Origin of the sequence: Anaeromyxobacter terrae (assembly GCF_022690685.1) — a bacterium.
GTDB lineage: Bacteria > Myxococcota > Myxococcia > Myxococcales > Anaeromyxobacteraceae > Anaeromyxobacter > Anaeromyxobacter terrae.
Window position 1 is genome coordinate 16,093 of sequence record NZ_JALCYY010000003.1, and the last position, 16,988, is coordinate 33,080.

The window sequence follows — 16,988 nt, forward strand, 5'->3', positions numbered from 1 at the left end:
TCTAGAAGGGTACGTCGTCTCCGTCCCCGTCTCCAGCACCCTCCCCGTCCTCGGTCCCGTCGTTCGCGGCCGGCAGCTCGCGGGCGACGCTCCCCGGCGCGCGAAGGCGCGGCGCCTCGCCCGGCTCGGGCGCGCCGAAGAGCGCCGGCAGGACGCGAGGGTCGCGCGGCGGGAGCTGCCCGGCCGGCGCGGGCACAGCGCCGAGCGCCGGCGCGCCGGCCCCCGGCTCGTCGAGCTGCCAGCGCTCGAACAGCTCCGGCTCGCCGGGCAGCTCCTCGACGAAGCGCGAGGCCTTCATGACGACGCGCTCGCGGTCCCGCGGCGCGGCGAGGATGGGATAGGTGAGGTAGAGCTCGTCCTTCGCGCGCGTGCACGCGACGTAGAAGAGGCGTCGCTCCTCCTCCTCGCCGTCGCGGTCCTTGAGCGCCTGCGCCGACGGGAACCGCCCGTCGGAGAGCCACACCACGAAGACCGCCCGCCACTCGAGCCCCTTCGCCTGGTGCACCGAGGAGAGGATCATCTTCTCGTCCGGCTCGCCGCCCTCCGAGACGGTCTCGGCGGTGAGCTCGGTGAGGAGCGAGATCTCGGCGAGGAACGTCTCGGTGTCCTCGTAGCCGCGGGCGTACTCGGCGAGCTGGCGGAGGTCCTCCACCCGCGAGTCGGCGTTCAGGAACTCGGCGCGGAGGTACTCCTCGTAGCCGCCCTCGATGACCTTCTCGATGGCCTCGCCGGGGAGATCGGCGGTGGGCTTGCGGGAGAGCGCGCGGAGGAGCTCCGCGAGCTTGCGGTACCCCGTGCGCCCCTTGGGCGGCACGTGCGAGGCGACGTCCGGCGCGAGGAGCTCGTCGACCGTCCCCGCCCCGCGCCGACGCCGCGCGACGAACGCGTTCCAGACGCCCTCCGCCGTGGCGGTCCCCACGCCCGGGGTGATCTTGAGGCAGCGCTTCAGCGCCAGCTCGTCGCCGGGGTTCCGGACGAAGCGCAGGTGCGCGAGCACGTCCTTCACGTGGGCCGCCTCGAAGAAGCGCACCCCGCTCCGCACGACGAACGGGATGCCGCGCCGGGCGAGCTCGAACTGGATCTCCATCGCGTGGTGGTGCGCGCGGTAGAGGACGGCGATCTCCGGCAGCGGGATGCCCTCGTCGCGGAGCTCGAGCACCCGCTGCGCGACGAACGCGGCCTGCTGCTGGACCTCGCGGCAGGGCACCACGGCGGGGAGCGTGCCGTCGCCGCGGACGCTCGTGAGCTCCTTCTCGAACTGCCGGATGTTCGCGGCGATGGAGGCGTTCGCGAGGCCGAGGATCTGCGGCGTGGACCGGTAGTTGACGGTGAGGTCGTAGCGGCGCGCGTCGGGGTAGCGCTTCTCGAACTCGAGGATGTTCGCGAAGTGGGCGCCGCGGAAGGCGTAGATGCTCTGCGCGTCGTCGCCGACCACGCAGAGGTTCCGGTGCCCGCCCGCGATGAGATCGACGACGTCGCCCTGGAGCCGGTTCGTGTCCTGGTACTCGTCGACGAGCACGTGGACGTAGCGCCCGGCGATGACGCGCCGGACGGTCTCGCGCTCGGCGAGCAGGATCTTCCAGTTGAGGAGCAGATCGTCGAAGTCCATCGCGTTGAGCTCGTGCTTCCGCTCGGCGTAGCGGCGCGCGACGCGGAGGACGTCGTCGGTCAGCGGGACGAACTGCGGGCGGCGGTCGGCGAGGACGTCGGCGAGCGGCGTCTGGGTGTTCACCGCCATCGAGACGAGGTCGATGAGGACATCCGCCTTGGGGAACCGCCGCGCGCCCACCGCGAGGCCGCAGTCGGCGATCGCCGCGGTCATCACGTCGCGCGAGTCCTCGCGGTCGAGGATCGAATAGCCCTTCTGGTAGCCGAGCTCGCCGCCGTGCTCGCGCAGGATCTGGTGCGCGACGTGGTGGAACGTGCCGCCGGTGATCTGGCGCGTGTCGAGCCGGCAGACCTCCCCGACGCGCCGGAGCATCTCCTGCGCCGCCTTGTTGGTGAAGGTGAGGAGGAGGATCGACTCCGGCGAGACGCCGTCCGCGAGGAGCCGCGCCACGCGCCAGGTGAGCGTGCGGGTCTTGCCGGAGCCGGCGCCCGCGACGACGAGGATCGGCCCCTCGCCCGCCTCGACGACCGCAATCTGCTGGTCGTTGAGCAGGCCCTGGTAGTTGAGCGCGCGGGCCGGGGCGGCCTGGGACTTGAGCTGGTAACGCCGGGACATACGTTCAGGGAGGTGCAACGTAGCAGGCGGGTCCGACACGGGTCCAGCCGGCCCCGGTCCCGGATGCCAGGTGCGCGCTAAGATCGCCGGCATGCCGAGCGCCCCCCTCCAGTTCTGGTTCGACTTCGCGAGCACCTACTCGTACATCGCGGCGCTGCGGATCGAGCCGCTCGCCGCCCGCGCGGGCGTTCCGGTCGAGTGGAGGCCGTTCCTGCTCGGGCCGATCTTCACCGAGCAGCTCGGGATCAAGGACTCGCCCTTCAATGCCTATCCGGTCCGCGGCCGCTACATGTGGCGCGACGTGGAGCGGCTCTGCGCGCGGTACGGCCTTCCGTGGAAGAAGCCCTCGCTCTTCCCCGGGAACGGCCTCCTCGCAGCGCGGATCGGCTGCGTGGTCGCGGCCGAGCCGTGGGCGCCCGAGTTCTTCCGCTCCGTCTTCCGCGCGAACTTCGCCGAGGATCGCGACATCGCGGATCCCGCGGTCGTCGCGGCGCTCCTCGCCGAGGCCGGCCAGGACGCGCAGGCGCTCATCGCGAGGGCCTCCTCCGCAGAGGTGAAGCAGGCCCTGCGCGACCGGACCGCCGAGGCCTCCCGGCTCGGGCTCTTCGGTGCGCCCGACTTCGTCACGCGCGGCGAGCTCTTCTTCGGGCAGGACCGGCTCGACGATGCGCTCGCGTGGGCGGCGGGATCCTGACTCGACGCGCGCTCCTTTCCAGGCTTCGGCTTCGCCGGACCCAGAGTGTTCGAGGACACGGCGACGCGCCTCGAAGCCGAGGGCCAACCCGAAGAGTTTCGGCGCGTTGCGCACGGAGCCCGCCACCCGGTCGCGCGAGTCGCCCGCCGCGGCTGAATACGCGGGCCGCGGCAGGAGTCCCCGGTGTCGTACGAACCACCGCTTGCGGGCGGCCCCGAGCCCCTGCGACCCTGCGCGCCCAACCCGGAGGCCTCGATGCTGCGTCGACCCCGCACCCTCGCCGTTCTCGCCCTCGCCCTCGCGCTGCCCGCCGTCGCTACGGCGCAGGCGCGGTCGATCGATCCCTACGGCCGGCCCGGCGCGAGCCCAGTCGAGCTCGATCGCGGCCTGGTGGCGTCGTACCCGCTCGACGGCGACGCAGTGGACCGCGTCACGCGGAGGCCGGCGCGCGTGGTCGGCGCGCGCCCGCTCGAGGGCCACGATGGGCGGCCCCGGGGCGCGCTCTGGTTCGACGGTGCGCGCGCCTGGGTCGTCCTCGGCGACACGCTGCAGCTCCCGCGCTTCACCATCGCCGCCTGGATCCGGCCCGACGCGACCGACCGCGTGATGGCGATCGTCTCCAAGATCCGGAACCTCCCGGGCCACTACGAGAAGAACCTCGAGCTGCGCCTCGACCCCGGCGGCCGGCTCTTCCTGCACGTCCCGGGTGGCGGCGACTGGGACGCGGCGCAGGGGCAGCGCGCGCTCGAGCCCGGCCGCTGGGTGCACGTGGCCGCGACCTACGACGGCAGGCGAGCGCAGCTATGGGTGGATGGTGTCCGCGACGGCGCTCCGCTCGAGGTGGCGTACGCCCAGACCCGCACCGAGACCTTCATCGGCGCGCGCCCCGAGGGTGGTGGCCGCGACGGTCGTACGCCGGCGGGCCCAACCTTCGCGTTCCAGGGCGGCATCGAGGACGTGAACTTCTGGGATCGCGCGCTCGGCGACGCGGAGCTGCTGGCCGTGGCGGGCCGCGCGCCGCCGCCGTCCGTGCCGCCCATGCCGTATCCGCCGCCCGGCGTGCCTGGCCCGGACGGCGGCGCCGCCGCCGCGCTGGTGGCGTGGTACCCGCTCGACGGCGACGCGGGCGACCGGCAGGGCCGCGCCGACGGCAGGATCGTCGGCAAGGCACGCCCGGCGGAGGACCGCGGCGGCGACCCAGCAGGCGCGCTCGCCTTCTCCGGCAGGGACTACGTTGACCTCGGCCAGCGGGCCGAGCCCGATCGGTTCACCATCGCGGCCTGGGTCCGGCCCGCCCGCACCGACCGCGAGCAGGTGATCTTCTCGAAGGTCTCGTCCGCTGAGGGCCCACGGGATCGCTGGCTCGAGCTGCGGATCGACGCGGGCGGCAAGGTGGCCCTCGCCATCCCCGGCGGTGGGTACGGCTCGCGGGCGCAGGGCGTGCGGACCCCGCGCGCGGTGGCCAAGGGCCAGTGGGTCCACGTCGCCGCCACCTTCGACGGCGAGCGCGCAGCGATCTTCCTCGACGGGTCCGTCGAGGCCGAGGCGTCGCTCCAGCGGCTCGAGGGCTCGAAGGGCCCGGCCTTCCTGGGCGCCCGCCCCGACGCGACCGGGGCCCGGGCGCGGCTCGGGACCGGGCTCGAGGGGCGGCTCGACGACGTCCGTGTCTACCGCGGCGCCATCGCCGACGATGAGGTCGCAGCGCTGGCGCATGAGCGCACCGGCGGCCCGGGCGGAGGCCGGCCCGGGCGCGGGGGCGACGACGAGGAGGTGAGCGCGTTCCTGGTGAAGGTGGACCGGCTGCTCGCCCAGTTCGACGCTGCCTGCGTCCGCCGGAGCGCCGACCTCGTCGCGCGGGTGGAGGCGAGGATCCTCGAGGAGCTGGAGCGGGCCGAGCAGGCCGCCCGCGCCGAGCGGAGCGGGCGCATCGCCGGGTACCTCCGCCGCGCCGCGCAGGAGCTCCAGGCCGGCCGCGGTCGCACGGACCCGATGAGCCTCGATCGCAAGCGCAGCGCGCTGTCCGGACTCGCGGAGTCGCTCTGGAACGACCTCGCGCAGGATCTCGACGACCAGGGGCTGCGGCCGGGCGCAGGCGTGCGCCGCGACGATCTCTGGTACTGACGGCTCTCCCGCCGCGGGTCCCTCGGGTCGGCGCCGGGGGGCCGCGCCGTGGCCGCGCAGTGCGGGTGAGCCGGTGGTGCCGTCGGGCCGGCCGGTGAAGCCGCCGGCGCGCGTTGCGTCGCTGTCGGTGAGTGAGGCGCGCCCCTGGATCACTTCCCGGGCTTGACGCGCGCGAGCTGCTCGATCGCCTTCGCGACCCTCCGGGCGCGGGTCTCGTCCATCTTCGCGCCGCGGACCGACTCGGCGTACTCCCGCTTCTGAGTGTACGAGCAGCGCTCCCAGCCTGCCTCCGCGGCCCGGTTCCTCGATAGGGCGCGCGCGAGCTCCGGTGGTGGCTTCACCACCCGCGCTCCCGTGTCGCGCTCGATCGACACCTGGACGCGGTCTCCTGCCCGGACCCCGGCCGCCTCCGCGCGGTCGCGGCGGATCGGGATGACGTGGCGCCCGCCGCCCATCGGCGACATCGAGCTCCGATAGGTGAGGCCGTTGACGGTCACCTTCACCGGCACTCGACCGCGCGTGCCGAACGCCTCCTCGACGTCGAACGGCACCTCGATGAAGCCGGTCAGCTCTCCCCTCCCGCCGCCCTGGAGCTTCACCACGAACTCCTGCCGAGCAGCGCTCTTCGTCGCCTGCTTCGCGGCTCCCCGCTTCTTGCCGCCGCTGCGCGGCCCGGGCCCCGCGAGCGCCCGCGCGAGCGCCGCGTGCCGCGCTCCGATGCCCTCGATCTCCACGTGCCGCACCGACGGCGCCTTCGCGTCGTGCGACAGCGTGAGAATGAGCCGCTCGGCGGAGAGCGCCGACGGGATCCGGTCCGCCCACTCCACGAGCAGCGCGCCCTCCCCGCCCACGAGGTCGCCGAAGCCGGTCCCGTAGAGCTCGTCCTCATCGCCGATCCGGTAGAGGTCGGCGTGGTGCACCGGGATCCTGCCGCGGTAGGTCGCGACGATCGCGAAGCTCGGCGACGAGACCTCCTCGGGGGGGACCGACGCGCCCTCGCAGGCGCCGCGGACGAGCTGGGTCTTGCCGGCGCCCAGCTCGCCCACCAGCGCGACCACGTCGCCGGGCTCGAGGAGCCCGCCGAGCCTCTTCCCGAGCGCGTAGGTCGCGCGCGCCGAGCGCGTCGTCCGCCGCGCGGTGAATCGCTCCGCCGTCATCGTCCCCACTCCGCCCAGACCTCGCCGATCGCCTCGCCCAGGTCGCCCGCGAGGAGCCCGCGCTCGCCGAGCCGCGCGGCGACGCGATCGCCGGCGCGCCCGTGCACCCAGGCGCCCACCCGCGCCGCCGCGCCGGGCGCGAGCCCGCCCGCGAGCAGCGCCCCGATGAGCCCCGCGAGCACGTCGCCCGTTCCTCCCGTCGCCATGCCGGCGTTGCCGGTCGGGATCACGGCCGCCGGCCCCTCCGGATCCGCGACCACCGTCCGCGCGCCCTTCAGCACGATCGTCGCCCGCCACAGGCGCGCCTTCTCGGCGGCGACGCCGATGCGGTCCGCCTGCACCGCGTCGATGGTCGTCCCGCACAGGCGCGCCATCTCGCCCGGGTGCGGCGTGAGCACGAGCGGCACGCCCAGCGCGGCGAGCCGCGAGGGGTCGTCCGTGAGCGCGTTCAGCGCGTCGGCGTCGAGCACGGCCGGGAGCCGCGCCCGCTCGAGGAGGGCGCGCAGGAGCTCGCCCGTCTCGTCGCCGCGCGGGATGCCCGGGCCGATGGCGAGCGCGTCCATGCCCTTCGCCGCGGCGAGGAGCGCCTGGAGATCCGCGCGCCCGAGCGGGCCCGCCCCGGGGACCGCCGTGCTCATCGCCTCGGGGCGGCCGAACAGCGCGAGCGGCAGCGCCTCGGCGCGGGAGGCGAGCGTCACGAGCCCGGCCCCGCCGCGGAGCGCGCCCGTGAGCGCGAGGTGCGCCGCGCCGGTCTTGCCGGGCGAGCCGGCCACGACGAGGAGCCGCCCGGCGTCGCCCTTGTGCGCGTCGGGCCTGCGCGGCGGCAGGAGCGCGCGCGCCTGGTCCGCCTCGAGGAGCTCGCACAGGGCCGGCACGCGCGCGGCCGCCTCGGCCGGGATGCCGATGTCGGCGACGGTCACCTCGCCCGCGAACGACGGGCCGGGGTGCAGGACGAGCCCGCGCTTCTGGAAGGCGAAGGTTACGGTGCGGTCGGCGCGCACGCAGGCCCCGAGCGGCCGGCCGGTGTCGGCGGAGAGGCCGGAGGGGACGTCCACGGCGACGACGCGCGCGCCCGCCGCCCGCGCGGCGTCGATGCGCTCGATGGCCCGCGCGAAGGCGCCCTCCGGCGCGCGCGAGAGCCCGGTGCCGAAGATCGCGTCCACCACCACATCGCCCGGCCCGGCGTCGAGCCCGCCGAGCTCGACCGCCTCGTCGATCGGCACGCCCGCGCGCTCCGCCTCCTCGCGCGTCGCGCGCGCGTCGCCCGTGAGGCGCGCCGCCGCGACCAGCGAGAGGACGCGCGCGTCCCGCCCCGCCGCGCGGAGGATCCGCGCCGCCACGTAGCCATCGCCGCCGTTGTTCCCGCCGCCGCAGACGACCACGAACCGCCCGCCCGGCGCGGCGAGCGCGCGCGCCGCCTCCGCCACCGCGCGCCCGGCCCGGTCCATGAGCGCGAGCGACGGCACCCCGAACGCGTCGATGGCGGCGCGATCGATGGCGCGCATCTCCGCGGAGCCGACGAGCCTCATCGCGCCTCCCCGTCGAGCACTACTGTCGCCGCGGCGACGCCGCCGTCGTGCGTGAGCGTCACGAGCGCGCGGCGCACGCCCAGCCGCGCCGCCGCGTCCGAGGCGACGCCGCGCAGGGCGAGCGCGGGCGCGCCCTCGCCCCGGACCACCTCGACGTCGGTGAAGCGGATCCCGGCGGGCGCGCCGAGCGCCTTCGACGCCGCCTCCTTCGCCGCGAAGCGAGCGGCGTAGCGCGTCGCGCGGTCGCGCGCGGCGTCGCAGTAGGCGCGCTCACGGTCGGTGAAGCAGCGCGCGAGGAAACGGTCCACGCGGCCGGGCGGGCCCGCGAGGATGCGCTCGAGCCGCGCCACCTCCACGACGTCCATGCCGAGCCCGAGGACCACGTCGCCTCCCCTCGCCCGCGGCGCCCCCTTCGACAGGCTCAGGGCGAGCGGGCCGAAATGCTACGGCCGCGCCTTCGCGATGAGCTCCCGCATCTCGCGGACGGCGCGCTCCATGCCGACCAGCACGGCCCGGCCCACGATCGAGTGGCCGATGTTCAGCTCCTCGATCTCGGGGATGGCCGCGACCGGCAGCACGTTCTGGTAGTTGAGCCCGTGCCCCGCCGCCACCTCGAGCCCCAGCTTGGACGCCGCCTTGCACGCGTCGACGAGTCGCGACAGCTCCTTGCGGCGATCCGGGGCGAGCCGGGCGTCGCAGTAGCGCCCGGTGTGGAACTCGACGGTGGACGCCTCGGCGCGGTGCGCCGCCTTCACCTGGTCGAGGTCCGGATCGATGAACAGCGAGACCTTGATGTCCGCGTCGCGCAGCGTCTTCACGACCTTGCGCACGTTGTCGCGCCCGCCCACGGCGTCGAGGCCGCCCTCGGTGGTGAGCTCCTCGCGCCGCTCCGGCACGAGCGTCACCACGTCCGGCTTCACCTCGTAGGCGATCTTCACCATCTCCTGGGTGGCGGCCATCTCGAGGTTGAGCCGCGTCGAGACGGTGCGCCGGAGGATCTGGAGGTCCCGCTCCTGGATGTGGCGACGGTCCTCGCGGAGGTGGATCGTGATCTGGTCCGCCCCGCCCAGCTCGGCGAGCACGACCGCGGCGACGGGATCCGGGTACGTCGTGCGGCGGGACTGGCGGAGCGTCGCGACGTGGTCGACGTTGACACCGAGGCGGGCGGGCATGGCCGGAATCTAACCTATCTTCGTGCCGGGGGGGCGCACACGGCGTCCCCCCGGACCCCCGGCTCGCTCCGGCGCAGCCTCATCCGCCTGCGCTCGCATCTTCGTTCCGGGGGCGGCCCGAGCGCCCGTTACCCCAGGGCCTTGCGCAGCTCGTCCGCGATTTGATCGGCCTGCGCCCGGATCCGCTTGCCGTCGGTGCCCTCGACGAGGACGCGGACCTTGTTCTCGGTGCCGGAGAAGCGCACGAGGACGCGGCCGTCCTTCCCGAGCGCCTTCTCCACCGCGGAGATCGCGCCAGCGACCCCCGGGAGGTCCGAGAGCGGTCGCTTCTCCTTCACCGCGACGTTCACGAGCGCCTGCGGCACCGGCTCGAAGCAGCGGGCGAGCTCGGAGAGCGGGCGCCCCTCGCGCTGCATCACCGCGAGCACGTTCAGGCCGGCCGCGACGCCGTCGCCCGTCGTGACGTGGTCGAGGAAGATGAGGTGCCCCGACTGCTCGCCGCCGAAGTTGTAGCCGTTGCGCCGCATCTCCTCGACGACGTACCGGTCGCCCACCGCGGTCCGGACGACCCGGCCGCCGGCGCCGGCGAGGGCGCGCTCGAGGCCGAGGTTCGACATGACCGTCGCGACCACGGTCTTCTTGGCGAGCGCCTTCTGGCGGATGAGGTTTCGCCCGACGAGCGCCATGATGGCGTCGCCGTCCACGATGCGCCCCTGCTCGTCCGCGAGGATCACGCGGTCTGCGTCCCCGTCGAGCGCGAGGCCGAGGTGCGCCCGGTGCTTCTGGATGGCCTTCGCCATGTTCTCGGGGTGAACGGCGCCGCAGCCGTCGTTGATGTTCTTCCCGTCCGGCCTCACGTTGAGCGGGATGACCTTCGCGCCGAGCTCCTCGAACACCGCCGGCGCCACGTGGTAGGCCGCGCCGTGCGCGCAGTCGACCACGATGGTGAGGCCGTCGAGCGTGAGGCTCTTCGGGAAGATCGACTTGAGGAACACGACGTACCGCCCGATGGCGTCGTCGATCCGCTTCGCCTTGCCGATGCGCGTGGCCGTCGGGCGGAGCGCGTGGAACTCCTCGAGGCCCGACTCGCCGAGCACGAGCTGCTCGATCTGGAGCTCGACCGCGTCGGGGAGCTTGAACCCGTCGCGCGAGAAGAACTTGATCCCGTTGTCCTGGTACGGGTTGTGGCTCGCGCTGATGACGACGCCCGCGTCGGCGCGCATCGACTGCGTGAGGAACGCGATGCCGGGCGTCGGCAGCGGGCCCGAGAGCATGACGTCCACGCCCATCGAGCAGATCCCGGAGGCGATCGCCTGCTCGAGCATGTACCCCGACAGGCGGGTGTCCTTGCCGATCACGATCCGGTGCCGGTGCGAGCCGTTCCGCACCACGTAGGCGAGCGCCCGCCCGAGCTGGAGAGCCATCTCGGCGGTCATCGGGTGGACGTTCGCGACGCCGCGCACGCCGTCCGTGCCGAACAGCCGCCGAGCGACCGGCGCGTGGCTCGCGGCGCCGTTGCGGGAGGTGCCGTTGCGCATGGTGTTCCGCGCCTCGTCGCGGCTCGCGCGCGAGCGCGCCGCGCCGTTCACTGCTGCACGGGACGTCGGGAGGGATTCACGGGTCGGCATCGCTCACGCAACCTAGGGTTCGAGGGAGAGGGGTTCAACGGGCGTCCCGCCGGAGATCGATCGTCCCCTGCGCGGGGGTGATGGACTCGACGCGCAGGCCGTGGGGGACGTGCAGCGCCTCGGCGCGCGCGCGCCACGCGACCTGCCCACCGCCCGCGCGCGTGACGTCGATGCGGACGGGCCCGAGGGTCGCCGGGTCGAGGACCCGGAGGCGCGCCCACGGCCCGTTCACCGCCACGGTGACCTCGGCCGGGAGCGCGTCGATGGGCGGCGCCCGCGGCGGGAGCACCGCCTCGACCGGCACGAGGTAGGCCGCCGTGACGCGCCGCTCGCCGCGCACGACGACGAACAGCGCGAGCGCGATCACGACGGCGAGGAGCGCGAGCGCGAGATCAGAGCGCCGCATGCGACCCTCCCTGCCGGCGCGGCGCGGGCGACGCGTCGCGGGGGCGCGCGACCGCGGCGAACCCGCCCGTCCCGCCGTGGTCCGCGCCCAGGAACGCGGCGTAGAGCAGCGCCCGCAGCCGCTTCTCGTCGAGCCCGCGGTGGAGCGCGCCCTCGAGCGCGACGGAGATCTCGCCCCGCTCCTCCGAGACGACGACCACCGCGGCGTCGACCTCCTCGGCGAGTCCGAGGGCGGCGCGGTGGCGCGTGCCGAGCTCGAGCGCGGCGGGCGCCGCCGAGAGCGGGAGCAGGCACGCGGCGGCGACGGCCCGGCTCCCCTGCACCACGATCGCGCCGTCGTGGATCGGGCTCGCCGGCTGGAACAGCGCCACGAGGAGCTCGGGCGTGATCGCGGCGTCGAGGCGGAACCCCGAGCGGGCGAGCTCGGAGAGATCGGCGGTCCGCTCGACGACGACGAGGGCGCCCACGCGCCGGCGCGCGAGCTCGAGCGACGCCTTCACCACCGCGTCGATCGTCCCGATCCGCGCGACCCGCTCGGCGTGCGCGCCGTGCTCGTCGTTGACGAACCGTTCGACCAGGCGCGCCAGGCGCGGGGAGCGGCCCAGCTCCGCGAGCGCACGCCGGAGGTCCGCCTGGAAGAGCACGATGACGCCGAAGATGAACGAGTAGCTGAGGAAGTGGCCGAGGAGCCAGGAGAGGGTGGCGAGCCCGGCGCCCTCGGCGCCGACGTAGGCGAGGCCGACGAGGGCGAGCCCGACGAGGATCGCGGTCGCGCGCGTGCCGCGGATGAAGCGGAGCACGTGGTAGCAGAGGAACGCCACGACGGCGACGTCGACGAGCGCGAGCAGCGCGTCGCGGACGGTGGCGTCCGGCCCGATGAGGAACGTGAGGACGGATTGCAACGCAGGTCTCCGGCGCGCGGCAGTCTACCGCGAGGTCGACTTCGAGCCGAGCACTCGTCAGCGGGGCCGTGCGGCGTCCCGGATGGCCGCCGCCACCCGGGCGGCCTGGCGAGCGGGCGCCACGTCGTGGACGCGCACCCACTCGACCCCGGCGAGCACCGCGGCCGTCACCGCCGCGAGCGTGCCGGGCAGCCGATCCTCCACGGGCGCGCCCGCGGCCTTGCCGATGAAGCTCTTGCGCGAGGGCCCGACGAGGAGCGGGCGCCCCAGCGCGCGCAGCTCTCCGAGCCGCGCGAGGAGCTCGAGGTTGTGCTCGGGCGTCTTCGCGAAGCCGAGGCCGGGGTCGAGGATCGTGTGCTCCGGATCCACACCCGCCGCCTCGGCCCGCCGCAGCACCAGGGCGAGCTCGGCCTGGACCTCGGCGACGACGTCGCGGTAGCTCGCCCGCGACTGCATGTCCGCCGGCGTCCCGCGCCTGTGCATGAGGACGATGGGCGCGCCCGCCTCGGCGACGACCCGCGCGAGCTCCGGATCGGCGAGGCCGGAGACGTCGTTCACGAGGTCGGCGCCGGCGGCGAGCGCCGCCCGCGCCACCGCGGCCTTCGTGGTGTCGACCGAGATGGGCAGCGCGAACCCGCGCGCGCGCAGGGCCTCGACGACCGGCACCACGCGCCGGAGCTCCTCGCCCTCGGGCACGGGCGGGGCGCCGGGCCGGGTCGACTCGCCGCCCAGGTCGACGAGATCCGCCCCCTCCTCGGCGAGCCGGAGCGCCTGCGCCACTGCCTGGGCGGGATCGAGGAACCGGCCGCCGTCGGAGAAGGAGTCCGGGGTCGCGTTCACGATCCCCATGAGAAAGGGGCCCGGCCCGTCGAAGAGCCTGGCCCCGATCTGCATGCGCATCGCGACTACGCCTTGCCCGTGGCCGGCACCGTGGCCGTGGCCGCGTCGAGGAGCCCCGCCTTCTTCTTCTCGGCGGCGGCGGCGGCGGCAGCCGCGACGGCGAGCGGCTTCGGCGGCGGCGGCCGGCTGATGGCGCCGCCCGAGACGAGCACGTCGACGTCGGACGCGTCGAGCGTCTCGTACTCGATGAGCGCGTCGGCGATCTTGTTCAGGATCGCCTGGTTCTCGAGGAGCACGCGCTTCGCGCGGTCGTACTGCTCGAAGACGATGCGGTGCACCTCGGCGTCGATGTCGCGCGAGGTCTGCTCGGAGAAGGTCTGGACCGTGTTCATCTCGCGGCCGAGGAAGACCTCGCCCTCCTTCTTGCCGAAGGCGAGCGGGCCCATCTTCTCGCTCATGCCCCACTCGCACACCATGGAGCGGGCGAGGTTCGTCGCGACCTCGATGTCGTTCCCGGCGCCGGTGGTCTTCTGGCCGAAGGTGATCTCCTCGGCGAGCCGGCCGCCCATCAGGATCGCGACCTGGTTGAGCGCGTACTCCTGGGAGATGTTGAGCCGGTCCTCCTGCGGGAGCTGCTGGGTGAGGCCCAGCGCGCGACCGCGCGGGATGATCGTGACCTTGTGGACCGGGTCGGTGCCGGGGAGGATCTTCGCGACGAGCGCGTGGCCGGCCTCGTGGACCGCCGTCGTGCGCTTCTCCTTCTCGGAGATGATCATCGAGCGCCGCTCGGTGCCCATGATGACCTTGTCCTTCGCGAACTCGAAGTCCTCGATCGCGACCTTCTCCTTGTTGCGCCGCGCGGCGTAGAGCGCCGCCTCGTTCACGAGGTTCTCGATGTCCGCGCCGGAGAACCCGGGCGTGCCGCGCGCGATCTGGGTGAGGTCCACCGCCCCGTCGAGCGGGGTCTTCTTGGTGTGGACCTTGAGGATGCCGAGCCGGCCGTTGAGGTCCGGGCGCGGCACCACGATGCGCCGGTCGAAGCGGCCGGGCCGGAGCAGCGCCGGGTCGAGCACGTCGGGCCGGTTCGTGGCCGCGATGAGGATGACGCCCTCGTTCGACTCGAACCCGTCCATCTCGACGAGAAGCTGGTTGAGCGTCTGCTCGCGCTCGTCGTGACCGCCGCCGAGGCCCGCGCCGCGGTGGCGGCCGACCGCGTCGATCTCGTCGATGAAGATGATGCAGGGGGCGTTCTTCTTGCCCTGCTCGAACAGATCGCGGACGCGCGAGGCGCCCACGCCGACGAACATCTCGACGAAGTCCGAGCCGGAGATGGAAAAGAACGGCACGCCCGCCTCGCCCGCGACCGCGCGCGCGAGGAGCGTCTTGCCGGTGCCCGGGGGTCCCATGAGCAGCACGCCCTTCGGGATGCGGCCGCCGAGGCGCGTGAACTTCTTGGGGTCCTTCAGGAAGGAGATGATCTCCTCGAGCTCGTCCTTCGACTCGTCGATCCCGGCGACGTCGGCGAAGGTGATCTTGTTGTGGTGCTCGGTCATGAGCTTCGCCTTCGACTTCCCGAAGCTCATCGCCTTCCCGCCGCCCGACTGCAGCTGGCGCATGAAGAAGAAGAACAGGAGGAACAGGAAGACGAGGGGGAGGTACTGGAGCAGCACCGTCACCCACAGCGAGCTCTGCTCGGGCTTCTCGAACGAGAGGTTCACCCCCCCCTGGCGCAGCTTCTCCGCGATCGTCGCGGACGCGTCGATGGGGCCCGTGGTGACGAACTCGGAGCCGTCGCGCAGGTGGCCGATGTAGTCGAGGTCCTTGATGCGGACCTCCTTCACCTCACCCGCCTCGACCTTCTGCATGAACTGCGACCAGTTGTAGGTCTTCGCCTGGGCGCCGCGCTGCTGGAACAGCTGCCACAGCGCCAGGAACATCACGATCAAGAAGACCCAGAGCAGGGCGGTCTTGTAGGACTGTCGCAAGGCTCTCTTTCCCCTTCGGTGGAGCGTCAGATCGTCGGAACCGACGGGATTCGCCGCGTCTTCCGCGGCCCTGCGCGTCGAGCTGCGCTCCGGACCAGGCGGTGCTTATAGCAGCCCCTCACCCCTTTTGCAGTGCGGCCGGCGGTCCTAGGGGGCGTCCACCAGGTGGGCGGCGAGGCCTGCGCCCGCAGGGCCGAGGCCCGAGCCCACGGCCGCCAGCTCCGGGATCGCCAGCACCTGGGCGCCACGGGCGAGGACGACGAGCGCATCCCGCCGCTCGCGGGGCACCTTTCGGTCGATGAGCCAGCGTTTCAGCGTCTTGGAGCCGCGGCCTCCGTCGGGGCGCCAGCGGTCCCCCGGGCGCCGCGTCCGGAGCGCGAGCGGCCAGGGGACATCGCCTTCCCGGATGGCCGAGATCTGGACGGCGCAGCCGCGTTCGGGGAGTTCGTACCGTCCGGGTCCCTTTACCTCCACCGGGGCAAAGCCGACGGCCACGGGCACGGGAGCGGAGGAGAGGAGCTCCAACCGGCCGTAGCGACAGCGGGCGAGGAACCCGCCTGGCAACGTGACGCTCCCGGGGCGGTCGTCGCGCCGCAGGAGCGAGAGGATCGCCTCCACGTGCTTCAGCTCGAGACCGTCGCGGCGCCCGGCCGCCCGTGCCCAGAGCCGGCGGACGACGCGCCGCCGCACCGCGGGAGGTGCGGCGCGCAGCGTGTCGAGCGCGACGCCTGGGCCATCGCCGGAGAGCTCGCGGGCGAGGCGTGAGAGCGCCCGATCGTCCTCGCGCGTGAGGTCGGCGGCGCGCGCGATGGCGCGCTCGGCCGCCGGCGCGAGCGCGGTGAGCGCAGGCCAGACCTCGAGCCGGAGTCGGTTGCGGGCGAAGCGCGGGGTCGCGTTCGTCGGGTCCGTGCGCCAGGGGATCCCGCGTGAGGCGAGGTACGCGAGGCCCTCCTCGCGCGAGCGGTCGATGAGCGGTCTCACGATCGCACCGCGCCGGGGTGGGATCCCGGAGAGCCCCCGCCCCCCCGCGCCGCGCAGGATGCGCAGGAGGACCGTCTCCGCCTGGTCGGTTCGGGTGTGGCCGGTCGCGATGCGCGACGCGCCCACCCGAGCCGCCGCTGCCCGAAGCGCCCCGTAGCGGGCACGGCGCGCCTCGGCCTGCACGTTGCCCGGGGCGACCGAGACCCGGACCGACTCGAAGGGGACGCCAAGGCGCTCGCAGACGGCGGCGGCGCTGGCTGCGTCATCCGCCCCGCCAGGTCGGAGGCCATGGTCCACGTTGAGCGCGGCGATTGCCATGGACGGGAGACAGCCCGCGTCGCGGAGCTCGGTGAGCGCGGCGAGCAGGGCGGTCGAGTCCGGGCCGCCGGACAGGGCGACGAGGACGCGCTCGCCGGGGGAGACGAGCCGTCGGCGACGGATCGTGGCCAGGACTGCGGCCGGGTAAGGATGGACTTTCTTGCGCACGGTGCGGCGCGCTCTGGCGCGGGCATCTATAGTAGCCGGGCGAACTTCGTGAGTAGCCGGGCGAACTTCAGGGCGGGCTGCAGATTCCGGGAATGAAGGCGCCGGGCGGCAGGTTCTGGAGGCAAAGCACGCGAGGGGGGCACATCGCACAGACCCGCGACAGCGTTGCGCTTTCTGACCTGGGATGAGATGTTGGGTGCCAGGCGTTGACGTCGGCGGGGCGTGAAACAAGTTACAGGCGCTGGGCCTAGGGGTCCCCCCCCTCCCCCTCTGGGCCCACGGAGAGCCGGCAGCAATGCCGGCTCTCCTCTTTTCTGGACCCGCGACGCGCCGCGCACTCCCTGCGCGAACCTCGGCACATGCATTCCGCTCAGCGTTAAGGCGCCGCTCCGCGGTGACGTGGAGCACATCACTCTGCGTCTCCACGCTCAGCCGACCCTACCTCCCCGGTCGAGGTGGACGAGCGCTTGACCCCAGGCGCGGGCCAGCGTACAAGGTCGCGGTTGTCCCACAGCACGGAGTACCGATGCCCGGCACTGACAAGCGCAAGCAGTCCCTATACTTCCCCGAGGACATGCTGAACGAGATCCAGGCTGAGGCGAACCGGCAGGACCGTTCGCTGTCGTGGATCGTCCAGCAGGCCTGGCGCATCGCCCGGGGCGAGATCATGCGGTTTCCCTCTGTGAACGACGTGCTGTCGGGCGTCGCCCGCGAGGACGAGCGCGAGGAAAAGGGCGGGTAACCACCCCCGTTCCGGTTTCTCGCTGAGTCGTACGACGCGCCCGCGCCGGGATTCCGGCACGGGCGCGATCCGTTTTTTGGCCCTGGCGGGTCGAGAGCGCTACCCTTCACGGGCCGCCTGAC

14 protein-coding genes are annotated in these 16,988 nt (G+C 73.8%); 3 read left to right on the top strand and 11 right to left on the bottom strand.

The window, feature by feature from the left end:
* Window position 1: 1 nt before the first annotated feature.
* Window positions 2-2,224 (bottom strand): ATP-dependent helicase, encoded by a 2,223-nt coding sequence (locus MNY62_RS01785; RefSeq protein WP_242342379.1) that lies wholly within the window; start codon window positions 2,222-2,224, stop codon window positions 2-4.
* Between the two features lie 91 nt (window positions 2,225-2,315).
* Between MNY62_RS01785 and MNY62_RS01790 the strand changes: the two genes are divergently transcribed.
* Both MNY62_RS01790 and MNY62_RS01795 read left to right on the top strand, forming a co-directional pair.
* Complete coding sequence (locus MNY62_RS01790; protein WP_242342380.1) at window positions 2,316-2,918, top strand: 2-hydroxychromene-2-carboxylate isomerase; 603 nt, start codon at window positions 2,316-2,318, stop codon at window positions 2,916-2,918.
* Between the two features lie 255 nt (window positions 2,919-3,173).
* The gene (locus MNY62_RS01795) at window positions 3,174-5,039 is read left to right on the top strand and encodes a LamG domain-containing protein (RefSeq protein WP_242342381.1); all 1,866 of its coding nucleotides are present in this window, start codon (window positions 3,174-3,176) and stop codon (window positions 5,037-5,039) included.
* A 149-nt stretch (window positions 5,040-5,188) separates the two neighbouring features.
* Here the strand turns inward: MNY62_RS01795 and tsaE are convergent, their stop codons facing one another.
* From tsaE to tilS, 10 genes are all read right to left on the bottom strand, one after another.
* Window positions 5,189-6,196 carry a tRNA (adenosine(37)-N6)-threonylcarbamoyltransferase complex ATPase subunit type 1 TsaE gene (gene tsaE / locus MNY62_RS25670; RefSeq protein WP_408628812.1) on the bottom strand — a complete coding sequence of 336 codons (1,008 nt, stop codon included), beginning with the start codon at window positions 6,194-6,196 and terminating at the stop codon, window positions 5,189-5,191.
* Window positions 6,193-7,725 carry an NAD(P)H-hydrate dehydratase gene (locus MNY62_RS01810; protein ID WP_242342382.1) on the bottom strand — a complete coding sequence of 511 codons (1,533 nt, stop codon included), beginning with the start codon at window positions 7,723-7,725 and terminating at the stop codon, window positions 6,193-6,195. Before MNY62_RS01810 ends, tsaE begins: the two co-directional genes overlap by 4 nt.
* A complete protein-coding gene (gene acpS, locus MNY62_RS01815) occupies window positions 7,722-8,108 on the bottom strand; it encodes a holo-ACP synthase (protein ID WP_242342383.1) in 387 nt (128 codons plus the stop codon). Before acpS ends, MNY62_RS01810 begins: the two co-directional genes overlap by 4 nt.
* Before the next feature lie 60 nt (window positions 8,109-8,168).
* Window positions 8,169-8,897, bottom strand: coding sequence for a pyridoxine 5'-phosphate synthase (locus MNY62_RS01820; protein ID WP_242338035.1), 729 nt, complete (start codon window positions 8,895-8,897; stop codon window positions 8,169-8,171).
* A gap of 128 nt (window positions 8,898-9,025) precedes the next feature.
* The gene (gene glmM, locus MNY62_RS01825) at window positions 9,026-10,435 is read right to left on the bottom strand and encodes a phosphoglucosamine mutase (RefSeq protein ID WP_242342502.1); all 1,410 of its coding nucleotides are present in this window, start codon (window positions 10,433-10,435) and stop codon (window positions 9,026-9,028) included.
* A gap of 124 nt (window positions 10,436-10,559) precedes the next feature.
* Window positions 10,560-10,931 carry a YbbR-like domain-containing protein gene (locus MNY62_RS01830; protein WP_242342384.1) on the bottom strand — a complete coding sequence of 124 codons (372 nt, stop codon included), beginning with the start codon at window positions 10,929-10,931 and terminating at the stop codon, window positions 10,560-10,562.
* The gene (gene cdaA / locus MNY62_RS01835; protein ID WP_242342385.1) at window positions 10,918-11,832 is read right to left on the bottom strand and encodes a diadenylate cyclase CdaA; all 915 of its coding nucleotides are present in this window, start codon (window positions 11,830-11,832) and stop codon (window positions 10,918-10,920) included. The genes MNY62_RS01830 and cdaA overlap by 14 nt, the downstream gene beginning before the upstream one ends.
* Window positions 11,833-11,889: 57 nt before the next feature.
* Window positions 11,890-12,732, bottom strand: coding sequence for a dihydropteroate synthase (gene folP / locus MNY62_RS01840; protein ID WP_242342386.1), 843 nt, complete (start codon window positions 12,730-12,732; stop codon window positions 11,890-11,892).
* 5 nt (window positions 12,733-12,737) lie between these two features.
* Window positions 12,738-14,657 carry an ATP-dependent zinc metalloprotease FtsH gene (gene ftsH / locus MNY62_RS01845; RefSeq protein WP_242342387.1) on the bottom strand — a complete coding sequence of 640 codons (1,920 nt, stop codon included), beginning with the start codon at window positions 14,655-14,657 and terminating at the stop codon, window positions 12,738-12,740.
* A 147-nt stretch (window positions 14,658-14,804) separates the two neighbouring features.
* Entirely contained in the window at window positions 14,805-16,124 is a 1,320-nt protein-coding gene (gene tilS, locus MNY62_RS01850; RefSeq protein WP_242342388.1) for a tRNA lysidine(34) synthetase TilS, read from the bottom strand.
* Window positions 16,125-16,650: 526 nt separating this feature from the next.
* Between tilS and MNY62_RS01855 the strand changes: the two genes are divergently transcribed.
* A complete protein-coding gene (locus MNY62_RS01855) occupies window positions 16,651-16,866 on the top strand; it encodes a TIGR04563 family protein (protein WP_012097128.1) in 216 nt (71 codons plus the stop codon).
* Window positions 16,867-16,988 lie beyond the last annotated feature (122 nt).

Coding starts and splice junctions, on each gene's coding strand:
- MNY62_RS01830 (WP_242342384.1), bottom strand. CDS start 10,931: ATGCGGCGCTCTGATCTCGCGCTCGCGCTCCTCGCCGTCGTGATCGCG.
- MNY62_RS01810 (WP_242342382.1), bottom strand. CDS start 7,725: ATGAGGCTCGTCGGCTCCGCGGAGATGCGCGCCATCGATCGCGCCGCC.
- MNY62_RS01820 (WP_242338035.1), bottom strand. CDS start 8,897: ATGCCCGCCCGCCTCGGTGTCAACGTCGACCACGTCGCGACGCTCCGC.
- MNY62_RS01795 (WP_242342381.1), top strand. CDS start 3,174: ATGCTGCGTCGACCCCGCACCCTCGCCGTTCTCGCCCTCGCCCTCGCG.
- MNY62_RS01855 (WP_012097128.1), top strand. CDS start 16,651: ATGCCCGGCACTGACAAGCGCAAGCAGTCCCTATACTTCCCCGAGGAC.
- MNY62_RS01790 (WP_242342380.1), top strand. CDS start 2,316: ATGCCGAGCGCCCCCCTCCAGTTCTGGTTCGACTTCGCGAGCACCTAC.
- folP (WP_242342386.1), bottom strand. CDS start 12,732: ATGCGCATGCAGATCGGGGCCAGGCTCTTCGACGGGCCGGGCCCCTTT.
- tsaE (WP_408628812.1), bottom strand. CDS start 6,196: ATGACGGCGGAGCGATTCACCGCGCGGCGGACGACGCGCTCGGCGCGC.
- glmM (WP_242342502.1), bottom strand. CDS start 10,435: ATGCGCAACGGCACCTCCCGCAACGGCGCCGCGAGCCACGCGCCGGTC.
- MNY62_RS01785 (WP_242342379.1), bottom strand. CDS start 2,224: ATGTCCCGGCGTTACCAGCTCAAGTCCCAGGCCGCCCCGGCCCGCGCG.